Origin of the sequence: Halomonas sp. HK25, from assembly GCF_047795635.1 — a bacterium.
GTDB lineage: Bacteria > Pseudomonadota > Gammaproteobacteria > Pseudomonadales > Halomonadaceae > Halomonas.
This window is the reverse complement of the sequence record NZ_CP181044.1, coordinates 2,616,218-2,635,345: the sequence shown is the minus strand read 5'-3', so window position 1 is coordinate 2,635,345 and position 19,128 is coordinate 2,616,218. Positions and strand designations below refer to the sequence as shown.

Below are 19,128 nucleotides of genomic sequence, written 5' to 3'. Positions count from 1 at the left end.
GGTTCCTCGTTCGGCATGCCGGACTCATCGATGGGATGCCGAGCGGGTTCCTGTAGCGTAGTATCTGTGACATTCCATTCCCGTTAGGTGGCCTTGTGATCCCGCTGAATCCCTCTCGACTGTTCAAGTGTCTGGGCGACGAGACCCGCCTGACCCTGACCCTTCTGATCCGTCATGAGGGAGAGCTGTGCGTTTGCGAGATGACCCACTGCCTGCAGGAGTCTCAGCCCAAGGTCTCGCGCCACCTGGCACAGCTACGCACCTGCGGCCTGCTCAGCGATCGCCGCGAGGGCCAGTGGGTCTATTACCGCATTGCCGAGACGGCGCCGGAGTGGGTCGTCGAGATGCTGCAGGCCGCCGAGAAGGGCCAGGACAAGCGCCTCGCCGGCCTTCGGCTTCGTCTCGCGGGCATGGGCAACCGCCCCGAGCGTCGGCTGGCCATGTGTTGAGGCCCCTTCGGGCCTTTGCTTCTCTTGCCACCTATCCTCCCGCCTACCCCTTTATCACCACTCCTCCACACTCCTCCTGCTCTCGGTCATTTTCGACTAGCCTGGAATCAAATTGCCGGGTCCTGTCAGGAGCGGTACCCGTGTCATCGCACGTCTGACCAGACGTGGCCTCTGCCGGAGCGTTCACACGTGGAATTCAAGGATTACTACCAGGTGCTCGGGGTGGCGAAGACCGCGACAGCCGAGGAAATCAAGAAGGCCTACCGGAAGCTGGCGCGCAAGTTTCATCCCGATGTCAGCAAGGAACCCGAAGCCGAACAGCGTATGCAGGAGATCAACGAGGCCAAGGCGGTGCTGTCCGATCCCGAGAAGCGTCTCGCCTATGACCAGCTGGCTCAGCAATATCGCTCAGGACAGGATTTCCAGCCACCCCCTGACTGGGATGCGGGCTTCGAATTCAGCGGCCGTGGTTTCGAGGAGGCCGACCTCGGCGAGTTCAGTGACTTCTTCGCCAACCTCTTCGGCCAGGCCGGCAGGGCAGGAGGGGGGAGGCGCGGCTACCAGAAGCGTGGCGAGGATCGTCATGCGAAGGTCGTCATCGACCTCGAGGATGCCTACCAGGGCGCGACCCGGGGGATCACCCTGCATGTGCCCCAGGTCGACGCGCAAGGGCGCGTGGTCTCCCGCGAACACACCCTGAGCGTGCGTATCCCCAAGGGCGTCAAGGAGGGGCAGCATATCCGCCTGACGGGGCAGGGCGGCCCCGGCGTCAGTGGTGGCCAGGCGGGTGACCTGTATCTGGAGATCCACTTCACGCCCGACGCGCGTTATCGGGTCGAGGGGCGGGACGTGTATCAAAGGGTAGCGGTTGCGCCCTGGGAGGCCGCCCTGGGAGCCAGCATCGAAACCCCGACTCCCTCCGGGCCGGTGAAGCTCAAGGTACCCGCCGGGTCACAGACCGGTCGCCGCTTGCGCCTTAAGGGACGTGGTATCCCGGGACCGGAGCGGGGGGATCTCTACGTGGAGCTCGAGGTGGTGCTGCCCCCGGCCGATACCGACAAGGCCCGGGAACTGTATGAGACCATGGCGGATGAACTGGCTTTCGATCCGCGCCAACGGAAAGGAGCCTAGGACATGGCACAGCATATTGTCAGCGGCGATCTGATCGACGAGGCCACCCTCACGCTGGAGGATCTGGCACGCGCCTGTTCGGTGGACACCGACTGGGTCGTCGAGCGTATCGAGAGTGGCCTGCTGGCCGATGGTTCACCCTATGTAGCGAGCTGGCGCTTCACCAGTCGTGACCTGACCCGTGCCCGCCGCATGTGTCAGTTGGAACGTGACTTCGAGGCAGCGCCCGAACTCGCCGCCCTGGCGACCGACCTGATCGAGGAGAACCAGCGCCTCAGGGAGCGGTTACGAGCCGCTGGGCTGAGCGACGATTAGCATCGCTCACCCATGGGGCAGTGGGCCGCATACTGCCTGGACTCCTGTTGCAGCACGCAATGGCGTATGTCGAAGCGGTCATGCAGCATCCTGGCCGCCGGCAACAGCATCATGATGATGACCGGCGCTAGGCGGCAACGGATTGTCACTCATCAAGAGTCACCCAACGGATCGGCTGGTAGTCGAGATCGCCCTGGGGTGCCGCTCGGCCGGGGATAACGTCCAGAACGTGGATTTCCCAGGTCACCGTCCTGCCGGCCAGGGGGTGATTGCCATCGAGCAGGGCGCCGCGTTCGGTCAGCCCCACCACCTTCAGCGAGAACTTGCCCCGCTTCCCCCCGGGCGTCAGCGTCATGCCTTCCCGAATCTCCATGTTCGGCGGCAGGTTGTCGCGTATTGCCTCGAAGACCAGCTCCGACCGATGGGGGCCATAGGCCTGCTCCGGCGTCAATGTCACGCTGAGTGCGTCGCCGGCCCGGCGGCCCTCCAGTGCCGCCTCCAGCGCTGGCAGCATCTGGCCCGTGCCATGCACGTAGCGCAGCGGTGTCTCGGGCGTCGAGGCCGCCAGGCGTTCGCCATCCTCGCCGGTCAGCACATAGTCGGCGGAGATCTCGCACAGGGCGCCGATGGGTGTCATTGCTGTCTCCTCTCGGGTCATCACTGCCATGCCTTGAGGCCGGCGCCGGGTGGCTTCAGCTTGGGCGAGGTGCCATTGCGGCCCTGGCAGCGCGGGCAGACCGCCAGGTGGTCGGCGCTGACGCCGGCGGCGGCCAACCGCTGGCGCATCTCCGCCAGCACCGGGTCGCTCTCGAAGGCCTCGCCGCAGGCGCGGCAGGTGAGCGTTTCCCGAGGGGCTTCACTCGCCTCGAAGGTTTCCACGGCGCCGGGACACTCCCGGACCTCGGCTGGCTGGGGAGCGCGGGCGGGCAGGGCGGCCTCCAGGCGAGCCAGGTCCCGGGTCAACTGGTCATGGGTCAGTTCGATGAGTAGCCGCCAGGGCAGGGTGGTGGCGTCGTTGGTCGCCTGAGCCACCTTGCGGCGAACCCCGGCCAGGGCGGGCAGCGTGAAGTCGTGCAGCAGGGTCGCGGCGTCGGTCAGTGCGGGAATGGCGGACGCTCCGGCCTCGGTGGCCTCCATGGCCTCGCTGTAGACCCAGGCCAGCCACTGCAGGTGCAGCGACAGGTGGTCGGGCAGGTCGCGGAAGGACGGGGCCCGCTCCAGGCCGTAACGGTGATAGAGGGCCTCCATGGCGGGCACGCTGCGAGCCATCAGGCCGCCGTCCAGGTAGGCGCCCAGGTTGAGCGGCGCCGGGGCCGGCGGCGTCAGGAACAGTCGGCTGTAGCCGAGGATCAGTTGCTGGGTATCGGTCAGTGCCGCCAGCGCTTGTGAGAACGCCTCGAGGCGCTCGCTGTCCAGCGTCGGCAGCGAATCGGCCAGGCTGCGCAGGTCGTCGAGCAGCGGGCCCCGGACCTCCGCCAGGGTCACCTTCGCCTGGGGGGCGAGGAAGACCCGGGAGAGGCAGAGGCTGAGCTCGGCGGCCGGCAGCAGATCGGTGAGTTGTGGATGTGGTGTCATAGTGCTGACGGGGCGGCCTGCCGACTGGCAGGCCGCCCCTTCTCCTTCAGGTTTCGACGGGGAGGATAGTTCAGGCGGTGCCCGCCGGGGCGCCGGCCGCCGGGGCCCGGGCTGAAACTTCGGCCATCTGCCGCGGCATGTCCCCCAGGTTCAGGAACTTCTCGCCCAGCAGGTAGAGCACGAAGCACAACGACCAGCCGATCAGGGTCAATGACCACTCGGTGGCGGAGGGGCTGTAGCTGATCAGGTTAGGCATCCAGGTGCCCTTGAACAGCGGTACCACCTGCCCGCCGACCACGAAGTAGAAACGCTCTGCGAACAGCCCCAGGAACACCAGACACGACACCAGCAACTGTACGCCCACGCGGTTGCGCAGCGAGGTGCTGAGCATCACCAGGAAGGGCAGCAGCAGGCCCAGCAGCAGGGCGGCGTTATAGAGTGGCGAGGCGAACAGGTAGTCGGTCCACACCAGGTTGATTTCCGGGTTGTTGCTGTAGAGCCCGGTGATGGCACGCACCGTGATGAACAGCAGGGTCCCGCCGATCAGCGCGGCAAACAGCTTGGGCAGGGCGCCGGTCAGCAGAGTCTGCAGCGCAGGGGGCATGCGATCACGCTGGAAGCCGTGGGCCAGATAGGTGAAGAACACCAGGGCGGCCACGCCGCTAGTCACACCGGTGAAGTAGAAGTAGATCGGCAGCAGGGCATCGAACCAGAAGGGGCGCATGCTCATCATGCCGAAGATCAGCGCCAGGTTGCCGCTGGCCAGCAGCACACCGATGAACGACGCGATACCGACCTGCTTGGCGGTCTTGCTGTCCCACTCGCCGCCCTGCAGCTTGCTGAACTTCCACAGCAGGAACAGCAGGTCCAGAGCATAGAAGACGCCCATCCAGAACATCGCCGACTGCACCTGAAGGTTCAGTGGGATGGCCCACAGCATGCGGAAGACGTTGCCGAGCTCCAGGGCTAGTACGCTCATCCCCGAGATCAGCACGATGAAAGCCAGGAAGATGCAGCGCTTGGCGACCGGATAAAACTGCTTGAAGCCGAAGACCAGCGGTAGCGAGGCGATCAGCCCCAGCCCCGACGATGCCAGGGCAAAGTAGAGATAGGTGGCGATGGGCTGCCCCCAGGGCAGCGCCGAATTGGTATTGAAGGAAGTGTGGCCGCTGGCGATCAGCTGGGAAAAGGCATAGCCCAGGCTGGCAAGCAGTACCACGGCAGCGATCACCAGCAGCCCCCAGCCCAGCGGGCCCTGGATGGCGTTGTCATGAGTCGTGGGTTTCATGCCTTTCATGGAGGTGCTCATGCGTCATGCTCCCTGTCGGCGGGGGTGAAGGCGGGCACGCCGGCGCCGGCCCCCAGGTAGTAGACCTGCGGCTTGTTGCCGGTATGGTCCTTGAGGCGAACACCGTGCTTGTCACCGATCAGCTGGTTGACCTGGCTCTCGGGGTTATTCAGGTCGCCGAAGTAGCGTGCCTTGGGGGCACAGGTGCGCACGCAGGCGGGCACATATTCCTTGACTTCGGGGTTGTCCTCGTCGAGGTCGGCGATGCCTTCCGGCGCGTGCTTGACCTTGTGGTAGCAGAAGGTGCACTTGGAGACCACGCCGGGCGGCTGGATGCCGATGCCGCGCCGCCAGTCCTCCTCGGGGTTCTGATAGGGCGGGCTCCACAGCTGGCCGTTGTCGCTCGGAAAGGTCTCACGGATGTCGGGCTCGATCAGCGGCTTCTCGTCGGCATAGAAGCGCACACCGTAGGGGCAGGCGATCATGCAGTACTTGCAGCCAATGCACTTGTTCCAGTCGACGAAGACGATGCCGCCAGCCTCTTCATCCTTGTAGGTGGCCCGGGTCGGGCAGACGTGCACGCAGGAGGGGTTCTCGCACTGCATGCAGGGCCGCGGCAGCCACTTCATCTGGCCGCTCGGGTATTCGCCGGCGTTGTAGAAGAGCACGTCCTGCCAGCTTTCCCCGGGCAGGGTGTTGTTCTCCATCGCGCAGGCGGTGGTGCAGGCCTGGCAGCCGGTGCACTTGTCCAGGTCGATGACCATTCCCCACTTTGCCATAGTCGTTGTCCTCAATGCCGTGTTCGGTCAGGGGTTCGGGTTCAGGCGCGTTCCAGCCTGACCTTGCCGGTGTAGTAGCTGGCGAGCCCGGAGATCGGATCCGATACGTTGGCGGTGATCTCGCTGGAGTTGCCCGGACCGCGGTCCTTGGCCCAGCGCCCCTGGGCCCAGTGGCCGTATTCGAAGGGCAGCACCAGGGTGTCGGGACGGTGTGCGGCAACGAAGCGGCATTCCGCCTCGATGCTGCCGAGGTCAGAGGTGATCCTGACCCGGTCGCCGTTGCGGATGCCGCGCTCCCCGGCCGTCTGCGGATGGACCTCGAGGTAGACGGTGTTACGGCCACCGACGATGGGCTGATGAACCGCCATCTGGTGGGGGACGTTGGCGCCGCGTCCCTCGGCGTGCAGCGGCGTCTTGGGCGTGATGAAGTGAAGGTCACCATCGCCGCCGGTGTGCACCGGTTCGACCCACTGCACCAGGCCGGCCCGGTTGCGGGGAATGCCCATCTCGCGCTCGATATACTCGGCGTGCTGTTCCAGGTAGCCGGAGCGCACCTCGAACTTGCCGGAGGGCGTCTTGAACAGATTATGCTGAACTTCCTCCTCGCTCATCTGGCGAGCGTAGCGCTGGCCGTCCCATTCGTAGAACTCGCCGCGGATCTGGCGCCACTGGTAGGGCTTCTTGTACCAGACGCCTTTCTCCTTCCAGCTTTCGAAGTCGTTCACGCCGTTGTCGCCCGGGTCATCGGCGAAGCCCGCAGCGAGGTGGCGTACCACGTTTTCGATGTTGTCCAGCTCCCGGTAATAGTCGGCGGTGGGGCCCTCGATGCGCTTGCCGATTTCGATGATCACGTCGCCATACATTTTCGTGTCATGGATCGGCTCCACGGCGGGGACCCGCAGCGCCGCCATGGGCCAGCCCTCGAAGGGGTAGGTGGGGATGTCCTGCAGGCGCTCCAGGTAGGTGCTGTCTGGCAACACGATATCGGCGTACATGGCGGTCTCGCCGGGGTAGGGCGAGGTGTCGATGACGAAGACGTCCTTGAGCGCTTCTTCCCAGACCTTCGGATTGGGCGCCGACCAGATCGGGTTGGTGTAGAAGAACATCGCGGTATCGAGCGTGTAGGGGTCGCCCGCCAGGTGGTTAGGGGCCACTTCCTGCATCATGTTGCCGACCATGGGCCAGCGCTCGGTGCCTTTCATGTCGATGCGCGGCTGGTTGCGCCAGTCGCCGTTGCGGGCGTAGTCGTCGAGATAGTCGTCGGCACTAGCGGGCAGCGCGCCATAGGAGGGGCCGACCTGGTAGCCCAGGCCACCCTCGGCGAACAGCGAGCCGACCAGAGCGTTGAGGCTGTGAATCGCCATGCCGTTGTAGGTGCCGTTGCTGTGGCCGGTGGCTCCGCGCTCGAATAGCGCCACTGCCGGGCGGGTGGAGCCGAACTCCATGGCGGTGCGCCGGATGTCGGTGGCCTTGATGCCGGTGACCCCTTCGGCCCACTCCGGGGTGCGATCCTTGAGCTCCTCGTTCCACCAGTCGGCCAGGCCATGCACCCACTTCTCGGTGAAGTTGCCGGGCGAGATGCGCCGGCCCTCCACGAAGTGCAGGTTGGGGTTGATGAAATCGCCGACGAATTCGCGATCCCACAGCCCCTCGGTGAGAATCACATGGGCGATGGCCAGGGCGAAGGCGCCGTCGGTGCCGGGCTTGATGTAGAGGGCGCGGTCCGAGGCGGCCATGGTCGGGTTCATGCGCACGTCCACCGTGGTGACCCGGGTCTTGGGGCTCTTGCTGCGCATGTGGCCCCACATCTGCATCACGTTGTTGTAGGGGCGGAAGGCCTCGAGGAAGCTCGCCCCGATGATCAGCAGGTAGTTGGTGTTGCGGTAGTCGTAGGAGCTGTAGGAGTCGTTGCCGTCGGTGGCGTGCTTGGCCTTCTTGGAGCCATCGGCGCACATGGAGGAGTGGCCGATGGCGGCGTTGGGCGTGCCGTAGAGCCGGCCGAAGGTGCCCTGCATGCCGGCGTCGGAGGCGCCCCAGCCGCGGCCGTAGAACATCGAGAAGCGGTGTGACTCGCCCCGGCGACGCAGGTCGTTGAGCCGCTCGGCAACGGTGTCCAGGGCCTCGTCCCAGGAGATCGGCACGAAGCCGGGGTCCTCGTCGCGTCCCTTCTGGGGGTTGGTGCGCTTCATGGGCCCCTTGAAGCGATCCGGGTCGTAGAGAAAATAGCTGCCCAGGTGCCCCTTCGGGCAGAGCTTGCCGTTGGCGATGGGGTTGCCGGTGTCGCCGTAGATGGCGTGGACGCGGCCGTCGGTGGTGTAGACGTCGATGCCGCAGCGCGCCGGGCACTGGGCGCAGACGTTCTTGGTGACCGTCGTCTCGCCGCGGGGTGTCTGGGCGCGTGCTTCCGGCGCCGGTACCAGGCCGGGCAGGCCGGTGAAGCCCGCCGTCACGGCACCGGCGGCGCCGACGGCGGCCGACGACTGCAGGAAGCGGCGCCGGTTGATCAGGGTCTGGAACAGTTTCATCGGTTCTCCCTCGGGGTGCTCGTCTTGTGGTGCGAGTCGTGCTGGAATCGCGGGTGCTTGGATCGCGTGTGCCGGTCACCACCGGACGTCGTCGATCGCCGGGCGCTCAGGCCCCGGCTAGCCGAAGAGGTCATCGAAGCTCTCCTGCATCAGTGCCGCTTCTCGTCGGCAGGCCGGGCAGTTGGCGGTGGTCTCGTTGCCCTCCCGGGCGCGATCGCCCCCGGGCGGCGTGAAGGGGCGTCCGCACAGGAAGCAGTCGATGCGTTGAGCCTCGCGCAGCGTGACGGCCGTAGATCCTGGTGAATCGGCCTTTTGCAGGGCGCCCTCCGGACAGGCGGTCAGGCAGTGGCCGCAGTCGAGGCAGGCGAGCGGGTCGAAGACCAGTTCGCCCCCGGCCGTCTCCTGCAGGGCGTCGGTGGGGCAGACCCGGGCGCAGACGCCGTGGGCGAGACAGGCGTTGGCGTCCAGGGTCAGGCCGGGTAGGGTCGGCGCGAATCGCGCATTGCCTAGCATCGCGGCGGCGGCCCGCTGGCGCTCAAGACGCCGCGCCTTTGGCGCCGCGTCATCTGACGGGATGGCTGGCAGCCGCGGCGCGGGGTGTCCGCGCAGCAGGTCCCGACGACTGACCGCCGCCCTGGCGGCACGATAATCGCCATCGGCCGCGGCGTCGCTGACGAGGCAGCTCGCCTCTGCCGCCTGGCGCCAGTTGTCGTGAGCATCCGATGGAGCGGCCAGGCAGCCTTGGCAGCCACCCGCTGGTGCCAGCGCCACTTTGCCGGGTGTCGCCCTGGCGGCAAGCTCAGCGAGCAGGTCGGGGCCCAGTGCGCGCAGGCAGTGCAGGCGGGTGACTTCGGCGGAACCCTGGGCGCGGTGGCAGCCCAGGTGAAGCGCCTCGCCCTCCACCTGCCTCGTCACCAGAGCGTGGACCTCGGCGCTGACGAGTGCCTCGCTAGGGCAGGCCGGGACGCATTGCCCGCAGCCGTGACAGGCGTCGCTGGCCAGCAGGTACATGCCGCCATCGACGTCTTCATGAAAGGCGAGGGCCTCGGCGGGGCAGGCATCGAGGCAGCGGCTGCAGGCCAGCGGATGGGGAGGCGCCTGCAGGCAGCGCGAAGCGACCCAGCCGAGTGGTATGCCCCGAGGAGTGAGGGGGCTGAGTGTATGACCGGAGTGGCTGTCACGGTGCGGCATGGTGATTTGCCCGCTATCATTGTTATGGTTATATGCGTATTGCCATATGTCTAACGCAAAGCGTGGCAGAGCCCCCCAGTCGCTGCCATGACCATTAGTCTAAGAGACAGGCACCAAGCGTTAACAATTGCTCTGGATCAATTTCTTGAGGTCTGACGGCGAGAAGGATCGTGAAGACCATACGCGCGAGGCGGGAGAGAGAGATGGCGGTACTGGTAGAAGCCACGGCGGTGATCATCCGGGCGGCGGCCGTGGAAGCGCGCATCCCGGGCGGCTGGGACGCCCTGGGCGAGAGCCTGCCCGAGCGGGGCGTCTGCTCCGACGACGAGTTGGTCAGCGTCAGCCTGTTCGACCCTGCCGAGGTGCGCCGCCTGGCGGAGCGCCTGGTGGCGCTGGGATTGCACTTCGACTGGGAGGGGGACTTCAGGGACATCGCCTTCGCCGACCAGAAGCGCGGCCTGATCACCCCCTGTGATTGGCTGGCCTTCGAGACGGTGAACATCGGCATCGGCGGCACGCCGCCGAGCGTGGCGATCTGCCGCCTCGCCGGCAGCCACAGCCACGAACTACGGGTGCCGGACGGCTGGCACTACCAGGGCTCGCTCAGCGAGGCATTCGGCACGGAGGGGACGGGCTCGGCGCCTTGAATCAGCCAGGCGCCGAGTCTGTCCTTGGCGTCAGGGCTTGAGCAGCTTCTCGAGCTCCGCGCTGCTGGCCACCTTGCCCTCGACGAGGATCTCGCCGTTGACGCCCAGCGCCGGGGTACGCAACACGCCGGCGTCGACGATATCGTTGACGTCGGTGACCTTCTCGATCTCGCAGCCGACGCCCAGGGCGCGGGTGGCGGTCTCGGCATTGGCGGCGAGCTGCTGGCACTTCTTGCAGCCGCTGCCGTAGATCTTGAGTTTCATGGCATCACTCCTTGCGGGTTGGGGGCAGGCCACGGGAGGCGACTCGCGTGGCCCTGTGGCTCATGGTCAGGGTCGATGGTCAGTGATCAAGGCCAGAACTGACCGTAGATGTAGCCGGTGATGGTCGCCATGACCACCACCAGCGTGCAGTAGACCAGGGTCTTCTGGGTGCCCATGATGGTGCGGATCACCAGCATGTTGGGCAGCGACAGCGCAGGCCCGGCCAGCAGCAGCGCCAGGGCCGGGCCCTTGCCCATGCCGTTGCCGATCAGGCCCTGGACGATGGGCACCTCGGTCAGCGTGGAGAAGTACATGAAGCCGCCCAGCAGCGAGGCGAGGAAGGTGGAGCGGAAGCCGTTGTCGCCTACCGCCAGCACCACCCACTCGGAGGGAATCAGCCCCTCCTCGCCCGGGCGGCCCAGCAGCAGGCCGGCCACGAAGACCCCGACCAGCAGCAGCGGCATGATCTGCTTGGTGAAGTCCCAGCTCTGCTCGGCCCACTCGCGGTCCTCGTCGCGCAGGGTAGCGATCAGCATCAGGCCGATGATGCCCACTGCGAAGGCCAATTCCGGCACGTTCGGCACTAGGAAGGCGGCCAGCCCCACGGCGCCGGTCAGCACCGCCACCTGACGCAGCGGCCAGCCCCAGCGGCGGATCAGCAGCAGGGCGAGGAGCCCGGAGAGAACGGCGGTGATATGCCACTTCCAGCCGTGGATGGCCATCCAGGTGGGGCTGTCCGCGGCGGCCCAGTTGGCGAATACCAGGATGCCCACCATCAGGCCAAAGAAGGCCGCGATCTGCCCGAGGGGGCGGGAGAGTTCCCCCTCGAAGCCGCGGCCGTTGGCGACGGCCCGCGCCTGCTCCTCGCGGCGGTAGATCAGATGCATGATCACCCCGATCACCACGGCGAAGACGATGGCACCGATGGCCCGGGCCATCCCCAGCTCCATGCCCAGCACCTTGGCGGTGACCACGATGGCCATGACGTTGATGGCCGGCCCCGAGTAGAGGAAGGCCACCGCCGGTCCCAGCCCCGCGCCGCGCCGGTAAATGCCGCCGAACAGCGGCAGCACGGTGCAGGAGCAGACCGCCAGCAGGGTGCCGGAGATTGATGCCATACCGAAGGCCACCGGCTTCGAGGCGTTGGGCCCCAGGTAGCGCATGACTGCGCCTTCGCTCAGGTAGGCGGCCATGGCGCCGGCGATCACGAAGGCCGGCAGCAGGCAAAGGATCACGTGCTCCTGAGCGTACCAGTGGGTCAGGCGGATGCCCTCCAGCACCGCGTTGTCGAAGCGTGCTGTACCGGCGGGCAGAAAGTAGATCAATAGGAAGATACCCACTACGGCACCGAGCCAACGCACCTGGTCGGGGTTCTCCCTGGCCAGGTTCAGCAGGCGACCGGAGAAAGAGAGATCGGCTGGCTTGGATTCCGACATGCGACGCCTCGCGTAGTGCAGATAGGGGTTTTCAATAAGAATATATGCTTATGCATATGTTATCTACACCAAACTGCCGGGAACTTGAAGCTCATCAAGTTCCCGGCAGTTTGGGCTGAGGCGGGTGAAGGATCGGTCGGGATTGGCTTAGAGGGTTTCCAGCGCCAGGGCGATGCCCTGTCCGCCACCGATGCACAGGGTGACGATGCCGCGGCGCTCGCCGTTGCGCTGCATGGCATGCAGCAGGCGGGTGGTCAGTACCGCGCCGCTGGCGCCGATGGGGTGGCCGTGGGCGATGGCGCCGCCCTCAACGTTGACGATCTCTTCCGGCAGGCCGAGCTCGCGCTGACAGGCCAGGGCAATGGCGGCAAAGGCCTCGTTGATCTCCACCCGATCAAGATCGCCCACCGACCAGCCGGCGCGCTCGAGCGCTTGTTTCACCGCCGGCACCGGGCCGATGCCGAAGTAGTCCGGCTCCACGGCGCCGACGCCGAAGGCCACCAGGCGGGCCATGGGCGTGAGGCCCTGCTTCTCGGCCCACTCGCGCTCGGCGACGATCATCGCTGACGCGCCGCTGTTTAGCCCCGGTGCATTGCCTGCCGTGATGGTGCCCTCCTTGCGGAAGGCCGGCTTGAGCCTGGCTAGAGACTCGGCGGTGGTATCGCCGCGGTTGTGCTCATCGCGCGCGAACGTCGTGGTGCCCTTGCGGCTGGTGAGCTCCACGCCGGCGATCTCGGCGTCGAAGTGGCCGGCCTCCTGGGCCTTCGAGAAGTTCAGCTGGGAACGCAGGGCCCAGGCGTCCTGGTCGTCCCGGGAGATGTTGTATCGACTCACCAGGTCCTCGGTGTGCCAGCCGGCGTGCTTGTTGCTGAAGGCGTCGTTGAGGCCGTCGAACAGCATGGTGTCGTGCATGGTCACATCGCCCATGCGTGCACCCCAGCGGCCCTGAGGCAGCACATAGGGCGCGCGGTCCATGTTTTCCATGCCGCCGGCAATGGCGCAGTCGGCCATGCCGCTCCAGATCTCCATGGCAGCATTGGCGACGGCCTGGGCGCCGGAGCCGCAGACGCGGTTAATGGTCAGCGCCGGCACTTCCACGGGCAGGCCGCCGGCGATGCCGGCCTGGCGGCCCGAGTTCATGCGGCAGCCCGCCTGGATCACGTGGCCCATGATCAGCGACTGTACCTTGTCGGGGGAGAGGCCGGATCGAGACAGGGTTTCCTGAATGACGCGTGCGCCAAGATCTGTGGCGGGGGTGTCCTTGAGGCTACCGGCGTAGGTGCCGATGGCGGTGCGAACGGGATGGCAGATGACGACGTCGCGAGATGACATCATTATTCCTCGTGTCGGTAAGGGGGAGGATTCCGAAGACGTGACTCTCGGTATAGCACACCTGGGACATTCCCACCTGACATGCCCCTTGGAGCAGTGAAGAGCCACATCAACGTGTGCTGCCCTGGGACGCGGGATCTCGTATCGAGAGGGGGCGCAACACCCAAAGGCCGAGAATGGGTCCCGGCAGCAGCCACCACAGTACCCAGGTACCCTGCAGTTCCCAGAGCGCGGTAGTGATCGAGATGGCCGGGATGGTCAGGGCAAACCCCACGGCGTTCATCACCGCCAGGGTCGAACCCACGCGCTCTCTCGGCGCGCTGGCCGCGGCCAGCGCCGAGAACTGTGGTGAGTCGGCGATCACGGTCAGCCCCCACAGCCCCAGCAGGCCCAGCAGCAACCCTGGCGGTAACCAGGTCATCAGCGGGTAGACCAGGCAGACCAGTCCGGAGGCCGCCAGCGCCCGTCGCGCCACCCACAGGCTGCCGAGGCGACGGCTCAGACTGCCGCCGCCCACGCAGCCGGCCAGTCCCAGGGCGATGATGGTAAACGACAGCCAGGGAATCCAGGCCCCCGGGGCGCCGAGTCTTGCCACTTCCCTGGCAACCAGAAAGGGGGTCAGCGTCCAGAGCGCATAGAGTTCCCAGCAATGACCGAAGTAGCCGCCCGCCACCGCACGAAAGCGCCGGTCACGCAGGGCGGCCAGGCCGTCGAGCAGGCGCGCCTTGCCGCCGGGCGGTGGCAGGTGGGGGCCGTCGCCCAGCGTCAGGATCAGGGCGCCCCCCGCCAGCGCCAGGGCCGAGGCACCGAGCAACGGCCACTCCCAGGCCAGCCCCAGCGTGAAGCCACGCATCAGGTGGGGCAGGGCGGTGCCCAGGGTCAGCATGCCCACCAGCCAGGCCAGTGCCGAACCGGTATGCCGGGGTGTCCAGCCGATCACCAGCTTCATGCCCAGCGGATAGATGCCGGCCAGGCAGAAGCCCGTCATCAGGCGCAGCGTGATCGCCAGGGTCATCTGGTCGGCCACCAGCACAAAGCCGGCATTGGCCAGGGCGCCTGCCAGGCAGGCGGCGGCGAAGATATGGCTGGCACGGAAGCGGTCGGCCAGGCCAGTGGTGGCAATGAACAGGGTGCCGGCGATGAAACCCGCCTGCACGGTGAGAGTCAGGCGGCCCAGGTCCGCCTCGGAAAAGCCCAGATCCCGGGAGAGCGACAGTCCCACGCCGTTGACGGAGAACCACAGCGAGGTGCCGCAGAGCTGGGCGAGGACGATGATTGCCAGGGGATGGCGTTGCAGAGCGGTCATCATGCTGCCATGTTCACCCTCGCTCGATGGCGAGGCAAGTGCCAGCGTCGGGACAGATGCCGGTCGTACTTTGCCAGGCACTGGAGGCGAAGTCCGCCGCAGTTATCCTATTGGCAGCAAATTTCTCGATGGCATGATGAGCGTGGCACGACATGCGCTCGCCGCCGCAGCTCGGGGATGGCATTTCACCTGACGTTGGAAGAGTTCTTCAAAGGTTGCCCCCAGACCTGCTCCCATCTCCACCCTTCCTTGGCCAGATATGCACTCAGCATAGGTTTCATCGGCAAGTCATCCAAGCAGGGAGCGGTCTTGTAGAGGGGGGTGTCGAGATCGGAAATATTATACCCACTCTCCATGTAGGCCTGGAGGTTTACGTCAGGACTCTTGTCTCCCCTGATATCGAGGCTGTGGAAGAAGTCCTCCATGGCATCTATTCCCATCGGGATCAGGCAGCTAGATGAGGGTGAAAGGGTGGGGCTGGCGTGTACGACCATTTTCAGAGAGAGATAGAGTCTGACCAGTGAAACCGGAAGGGCTTCCCTGACGCTGTCGGCATGGTAGTAGTGCAGGATGGGATAGGCTCGCTGCTGCTGCTCCAACTCCAGGAGCTCGGCGACGATCTTGTCCACTTGGCTTCCCAGAATGTCAAAGTCACCTTCTCCTCGATTCCTCTTCAGGATGATGTTAGGACTTGGTCCCAGTAAAGCGATGGAACTTGCCAGCCTACGCTTTTTTACGACGGCGGTAACGATAGAGAGCCAGTACGTCACTGCCAGGGTAAACACCGAAAAACCGTTGATGGCTGCAAGGATGGCGACCAGTTTCCAGGTCGAGTCAGACGGTACGAAGTCACCATACCCCAGGGTAGTAATGGTAAAGCCGATGAAGTATGCAAGCTCCACAGGACTGGCAATCAGTCGGGTATTGCTTTCCACTACGGCCCCGGAATGACTGGAAAAGATCAGCCACCATCCCAGCCAGGAGAGGGCGACCCACATCACGAGTAAAAGGAACGCCAGGCAGGGCCCTATGGTCTTGAGTAGCCAGGGGGTATCAAATTTTTCATGAATCCTTCTGGCCGGATGCCACAGTGCGTGGGACAAACAAGCCGTCACGGGACCCGCACTGGCCACGGATATGGTTGTCCTGCAGAGGTCATAGAACATCAGGAGCAGGACACCCATTCCGGAAAGCAATAGCAGGAAGGCGGGCATACTTGTCTCCTCCGGGTAGCGATCCTTACCCGCCTGGCGAGCACTTCAGTAATACAGTGCTTAAGCCTGAACGTAGCACCTGAGAAGGGGGACGACCAGGCATGGGGTATTCGCCCTTCGATCTTGCCGAGGCGTGGTGATCCGCGTCAGGCACCTTGGGGCACCACCAGCACCGGGCAGTGGGCGTCGCGGGCGATGGCCTCGGCAGTGCTGCCCAGCAGAAATTCCTGGATGCGATTGCGCCCACGCTTGCCGATCACGATCAGGTCGGCGTGCTCGCGCCTGGCCTCCTCGATGATGGCGCGTCGCGGGTCGCCGTCCAGCACCCGGGTCTCGAGCTCCTCGATGCGTTCAGCGATGCCGTCCAGATGGCGCTCGGCATCGGCGATCTCCCGCTCGCAGCAGCCCTCGGAAGCACAGCTGGCGGTCACCGCCAAGCGACGCTGGAAGTGCGGGGCGAGCGTCACGGCCTGTGCCTCGGCGCCTGCCACGGCGTCGGAGCCGTCGGTGGCCAGCACCAGCAGCCGGGAGTCGGCGCCGGTCAGCTCGTCGGCCACCGGCTCCAGCCACAGCGGGCGGTCGGTGAGGCGTGCGGCGTCCAGGGCCGTGCTGCCGAGGAAGAACTCGTGCAGGCGGTTGTGACCGCGACAGCCCATCAGCAGCAGATCGGCGCCCAGTTCGCGCGCGGCCTCGGTCAGCACGGCGCCGGGCTCGCCGCTGCGCACCTCGGTATCGAGGGTCACCCCCGGGGCGGCCAGGTCGCCGGCGAGCTCCTTCAGCTTGGCCTCGTAGTGGGGGCGATGGGTCTCCTCGGGGGTGGCGGGATAGCGTGAGCTGAGCACATAGATCAGCGTCACCCGCTCGGCGCCCCAGGCGCTCAACGCCTTCAGGCGCGCCTGCAGCAGCGGCCAGGCGGGGGAGAAGTCCACGGCGACCAGGATGTGCTTGAACATGGGGTTACTCCTTGGAGCGGGTGGGGGAGGCGCCCTCGACGAAGAGGCGCCTGAGGCCCAGGAAGCCCTCGACGTCGAGTCTCAGGCCCTGATCGACCAGCGTCGGATCGATATGCAGCGTCACGCCCTCGACCTCGAGGCGTGTGTAGCGACCGGGTTCATCCGGTGTGCGTGCCTCGGCCACTGCGATATCGGCACTGCCGCCGCAGCACCCGTGGCGAGGGGAAAGCCTCACCGTGGCCACGCCGCCTTTCTTGCGCAGCCATTCCCGGGCGCGGTCACTGACCTCGATGGCCATGATTCAGCCCTTGGCCTCGGCGGGGGCCGGTGCCTCGGCCTCGGGGAAGTGGTGCCGGGTGTTGTTGGCGATGCGCACCAGCGCCAGCATCAGCGGCACCTCCACCAGCACCCCCACCACCGTGGCCAGCGCCGCGCCGGACTGCAGTCCGAACAGGGCGATGGCGGCGGCCACGGCCAGCTCGAAGAAGTTGCTGGCGCCGATCATCGCCCCGGGAGCGGCGACATTGTGGGGCACCTTCCAGGCCTTGGCCCAGCCGTAGGCGATGAAGAAGATCAGAAAGGTCTGGATGATCAGCGGAATGGCGATCAGCACGATATGCAGCGGGTTGGCGATGATCACGTCGCCCTGGAAGGCGAACAGCAGCACCAGGGTGATGATCAGCCCGATGGGAGTGATCGGCCCCACCTTCTTCATGAAGACGTTGTCGAACCACTCGATGCCGCGCCGCTTGATAACGGCCTGGCGGGTGAAGTAACCGGCGGCGAGCGGGATAACGATGTAGAGCACTACCGACAGGATGACCGTGTCCCAGGGCACCTGGATATTGGAGACGCCAAGCAGGAAGACCACGATGGGCGCGAAGGCGAACAGCATGATCAGGTCGTTGACCGCCACCTGGACCAGGGTGTAGGCGGCGTCTCCTCGGGTCAGGTAGCTCCATACGAAGACCATGGCGGTACAGGGGGCGGCGCCCAGCAGGATGGCGCCGGCCAGATACTCACTGGCGCGCTCCGCGGGAATCAGCGGCGCGAATACCACCATCAGGAAGAACCAGGCGATGGCGAACATGGTGAAGGGCTTGATCAGCCAGTTCACCGTGGTGGTGATGACCAGCCCCTTGGGCTGGCGGCGCACGCCAAGGATCGAGGTGAAGTCGATCTGCAGCATCATCGGGAATATCATCGCCCAGATCAGGATCGCCACCGGGATCGAGACCTGGGCATATTCGAAGCGCGACAGCGTCTCGGGCACCGCCGGGGCGAACTGCCCAAGCAGGATGCCGGCGACGATGGCCAGCGCGACCCAGAGGGAAAGGAAGCGCTCGAATAGCCCCATGCCCTCGGAGACGCTGGGTGCCTGGGAATCTTGCTGAGTGGTCATGCGGTGACTCCTGTCAGATGGCATGGGGGTTGATGCGGTCGAGATGGTGGATCTCCTGCAGGGCCTGCCGGAGAGCCTCGGGGTCGAGCTCATCCAGCGCCAGGGCCACCATGGCCTTGATCCGCCGCCGCAGGGCGCTGAAGGCGCTGGCGAAGGCGGCTTCGATCTCTGCCTCGCTGCCCTTGGCTTTCGAGGGGTCGGGAACGCCCCAATGGACGCGCACGGCCTTGCCGAGGAAGAACGGGCAGGCCTCGCCGGCGGCGTCATCGCAGACGGTGATGACCACGTCCGGCGTCAGTTCGAGTCCATCCCAGGGCTTGCTGGCGAGACCCCGGGTGGGAATGCCTTCCTTCTCCAGCCAGATCATTGTCAGCGGGTTGACCTCGCCGGCCGGATGGCTGCCAGCGCTCCAGGCGTGGTGCCGGGTCTCGGTCAGGTAGTTGAACACGGCCTCGGCGTAGATGGAGCGGCAGGAGTTGCCGGTACACAGAAACAGGACGTTCATGGTGTCTCCCTTGAGACGGGCGTCGGGGGCGGGGTATCAGGCTGTTGTGTCGCCCAGCATATATGGAAACGCATATATGCTCAATGCCATCACTGGCACGAGGGGCAGGGGTGTGGCCCCGATCCTTGCAGGAGGGGGCGGGCTCGATCACGGCGCGTTGCGCTGGTCCGGGGCGCGCTGGAAGGCCGGCGAGACCTCGCTCGGGTCCTGTTCTTTTCGATGGCCGGCGGCGGCTTCGGCCCACCAGCTGAGCTGACCCAGAGTGCGTCCAAAATAGCCGACCCATCGATCCGGATCCTCGCGGAAGCGTCCGTCCTCTTCGAGGGCCTCCTGGGCCTTGGGCACGTGGATCATCGCCGACACCGGCAGGCAGCCTAGCTCGGCGAGGAAGGTGCGCAGGGACACCGCCGCCCGGGCGCCGCCCCACTGGCCGGCGGAGTAGGTGACGATGGCGCTGGGCTTGAAGGCGAACAGCGAGCTGCCGAAGTGGTTGAGCAGGTGCGCGAGCGCCGGGCTCATCGAGTGGTTGTACTCGGGGCTGACCATCACGAAGCCGTCGGCGGCCGCGATCTTTTGCGCCAGGGCATCCAGCGCCTCGGGTGCACGGCCCTTGGCATGGGCGAAGTGCGGCTTGAAGACGGCGCCGAGGTCGAACTCCAGCGGGTCGATCAGCTCCACCCTGGCGCCATCGGCCTCCAGCAGCTGCACGCAGGCCCGGGCCACCCGCAGGCCGAGGCGGGCGGGAGAGGGCGGTGTGCTCTCCCGGGCCGAGCCGAGAAAGACCAGATAATAGGACATGTCGACGACTCCTCTTGA

20 protein-coding genes are annotated in these 19,128 nt (G+C 65.9%); 4 read left to right on the top strand and 16 right to left on the bottom strand.

The window, feature by feature from the left end:
- Positions 1–104 precede the first annotated feature (104 nt).
- The 3 genes from ACM26W_RS12550 (at position 105) to ACM26W_RS12540 (ending at position 1,895) form a co-directional block, all read left to right on the top strand.
- Positions 105–449 (top strand): metalloregulator ArsR/SmtB family transcription factor, encoded by a 345-nt coding sequence (locus ACM26W_RS12550; RefSeq protein WP_416140881.1) that lies wholly within the window; start codon positions 105–107, stop codon positions 447–449.
- A gap of 189 nt (positions 450–638) precedes the next feature.
- A complete protein-coding gene (locus ACM26W_RS12545) occupies positions 639–1,580 on the top strand; it encodes a DnaJ C-terminal domain-containing protein (RefSeq protein WP_416137328.1) in 942 nt (313 codons plus the stop codon).
- Between the two features lie 3 nt (positions 1,581–1,583).
- Entirely contained in the window at positions 1,584–1,895 is a 312-nt protein-coding gene (locus ACM26W_RS12540; protein ID WP_416137327.1) for a chaperone modulator CbpM, read from the top strand.
- Positions 1,896–2,040: 145 nt separating this feature from the next.
- Here ACM26W_RS12540 and ACM26W_RS12535 read toward each other — a convergent pair whose 3' ends face one another.
- The 6 genes from ACM26W_RS12535 to ACM26W_RS12510 all read right to left on the bottom strand — a co-directional run bounded on the left by ACM26W_RS12535 (position 2,041) and on the right by ACM26W_RS12510 (position 9,253).
- Positions 2,041–2,532: an FKBP-type peptidyl-prolyl cis-trans isomerase gene (locus ACM26W_RS12535; RefSeq protein ID WP_416137326.1), complete on the bottom strand. Its 492-nt coding sequence runs from the start codon at positions 2,530–2,532 to the stop codon at positions 2,041–2,043.
- Between the two features lie 20 nt (positions 2,533–2,552).
- Positions 2,553–3,470 (bottom strand): TorD/DmsD family molecular chaperone, encoded by a 918-nt coding sequence (locus tag ACM26W_RS12530; RefSeq protein WP_416137325.1) that lies wholly within the window; start codon positions 3,468–3,470, stop codon positions 2,553–2,555.
- A 70-nt stretch (positions 3,471–3,540) separates the two neighbouring features.
- Complete coding sequence (nrfD, locus tag ACM26W_RS12525; RefSeq protein ID WP_416137324.1) at positions 3,541–4,779, bottom strand: NrfD/PsrC family molybdoenzyme membrane anchor subunit; 1,239 nt, start codon at positions 4,777–4,779, stop codon at positions 3,541–3,543.
- Positions 4,776–5,537, bottom strand: a complete 762-nt coding sequence (locus ACM26W_RS12520) for a 4Fe-4S dicluster domain-containing protein (RefSeq protein ID WP_416137323.1) — start codon at positions 5,535–5,537, stop codon at positions 4,776–4,778. The genes nrfD and ACM26W_RS12520 overlap by 4 nt, the downstream gene beginning before the upstream one ends.
- Positions 5,538–5,578: 41 nt before the next feature.
- Positions 5,579–8,062 (bottom strand): molybdopterin-dependent oxidoreductase, encoded by a 2,484-nt coding sequence (locus ACM26W_RS12515; protein ID WP_416137322.1) that lies wholly within the window; start codon positions 8,060–8,062, stop codon positions 5,579–5,581.
- Between the two features lie 117 nt (positions 8,063–8,179).
- A complete protein-coding gene (locus ACM26W_RS12510; protein WP_416137321.1) occupies positions 8,180–9,253 on the bottom strand; it encodes a 4Fe-4S dicluster domain-containing protein in 1,074 nt (357 codons plus the stop codon).
- A gap of 203 nt (positions 9,254–9,456) precedes the next feature.
- Between ACM26W_RS12510 and ACM26W_RS12505 the strand changes: the two genes are divergently transcribed.
- Positions 9,457–9,900 carry a hypothetical protein gene (locus tag ACM26W_RS12505; protein WP_416137320.1) on the top strand — a complete coding sequence of 148 codons (444 nt, stop codon included), beginning with the start codon at positions 9,457–9,459 and terminating at the stop codon, positions 9,898–9,900.
- A 30-nt stretch (positions 9,901–9,930) separates the two neighbouring features.
- Here ACM26W_RS12505 and ACM26W_RS12500 read toward each other — a convergent pair whose 3' ends face one another.
- From ACM26W_RS12500 to ACM26W_RS12455, 10 genes are all read right to left on the bottom strand, one after another.
- The gene (locus ACM26W_RS12500) at positions 9,931–10,164 is read right to left on the bottom strand and encodes an MTH895/ArsE family thioredoxin-like protein (RefSeq protein ID WP_416137319.1); all 234 of its coding nucleotides are present in this window, start codon (positions 10,162–10,164) and stop codon (positions 9,931–9,933) included.
- 86 nt (positions 10,165–10,250) lie between these two features.
- Entirely contained in the window at positions 10,251–11,600 is a 1,350-nt protein-coding gene (locus ACM26W_RS12495; protein ID WP_416137318.1) for a permease, read from the bottom strand.
- A 147-nt stretch (positions 11,601–11,747) separates the two neighbouring features.
- Complete coding sequence (locus ACM26W_RS12490) at positions 11,748–12,935, bottom strand: thiolase family protein (protein ID WP_416137317.1); 1,188 nt, start codon at positions 12,933–12,935, stop codon at positions 11,748–11,750.
- Between the two features lie 106 nt (positions 12,936–13,041).
- A complete protein-coding gene (locus tag ACM26W_RS12485) occupies positions 13,042–14,241 on the bottom strand; it encodes an MFS transporter (RefSeq protein WP_416137316.1) in 1,200 nt (399 codons plus the stop codon).
- A 182-nt stretch (positions 14,242–14,423) separates the two neighbouring features.
- Positions 14,424–15,452 carry a potassium channel family protein gene (locus tag ACM26W_RS12480; RefSeq protein WP_416137315.1) on the bottom strand — a complete coding sequence of 343 codons (1,029 nt, stop codon included), beginning with the start codon at positions 15,450–15,452 and terminating at the stop codon, positions 14,424–14,426.
- Between the two features lie 146 nt (positions 15,453–15,598).
- Entirely contained in the window at positions 15,599–16,405 is an 807-nt protein-coding gene (locus ACM26W_RS12475; protein ID WP_416137314.1) for a universal stress protein, read from the bottom strand.
- Positions 16,406–16,409: 4 nt separating this feature from the next.
- Positions 16,410–16,703 (bottom strand): CC/Se motif family (seleno)protein, encoded by a 294-nt coding sequence (locus tag ACM26W_RS12470; RefSeq protein WP_416137313.1) that lies wholly within the window; start codon positions 16,701–16,703, stop codon positions 16,410–16,412.
- 3 nt (positions 16,704–16,706) lie between these two features.
- A complete protein-coding gene (gene arsB / locus ACM26W_RS12465; RefSeq protein ID WP_416137312.1) occupies positions 16,707–17,807 on the bottom strand; it encodes an ACR3 family arsenite efflux transporter in 1,101 nt (366 codons plus the stop codon).
- Between the two features lie 13 nt (positions 17,808–17,820).
- On the bottom strand, positions 17,821–18,312 hold the full coding sequence (locus tag ACM26W_RS12460) for an arsenate reductase ArsC (protein WP_416137311.1): 492 nt from the start codon (positions 18,310–18,312) through the stop codon (positions 17,821–17,823).
- A gap of 147 nt (positions 18,313–18,459) precedes the next feature.
- The gene (locus ACM26W_RS12455) at positions 18,460–19,110 is read right to left on the bottom strand and encodes an NADPH-dependent FMN reductase (protein ID WP_416137310.1); all 651 of its coding nucleotides are present in this window, start codon (positions 19,108–19,110) and stop codon (positions 18,460–18,462) included.
- Positions 19,111–19,128: the final 18 nt, after the last annotated feature.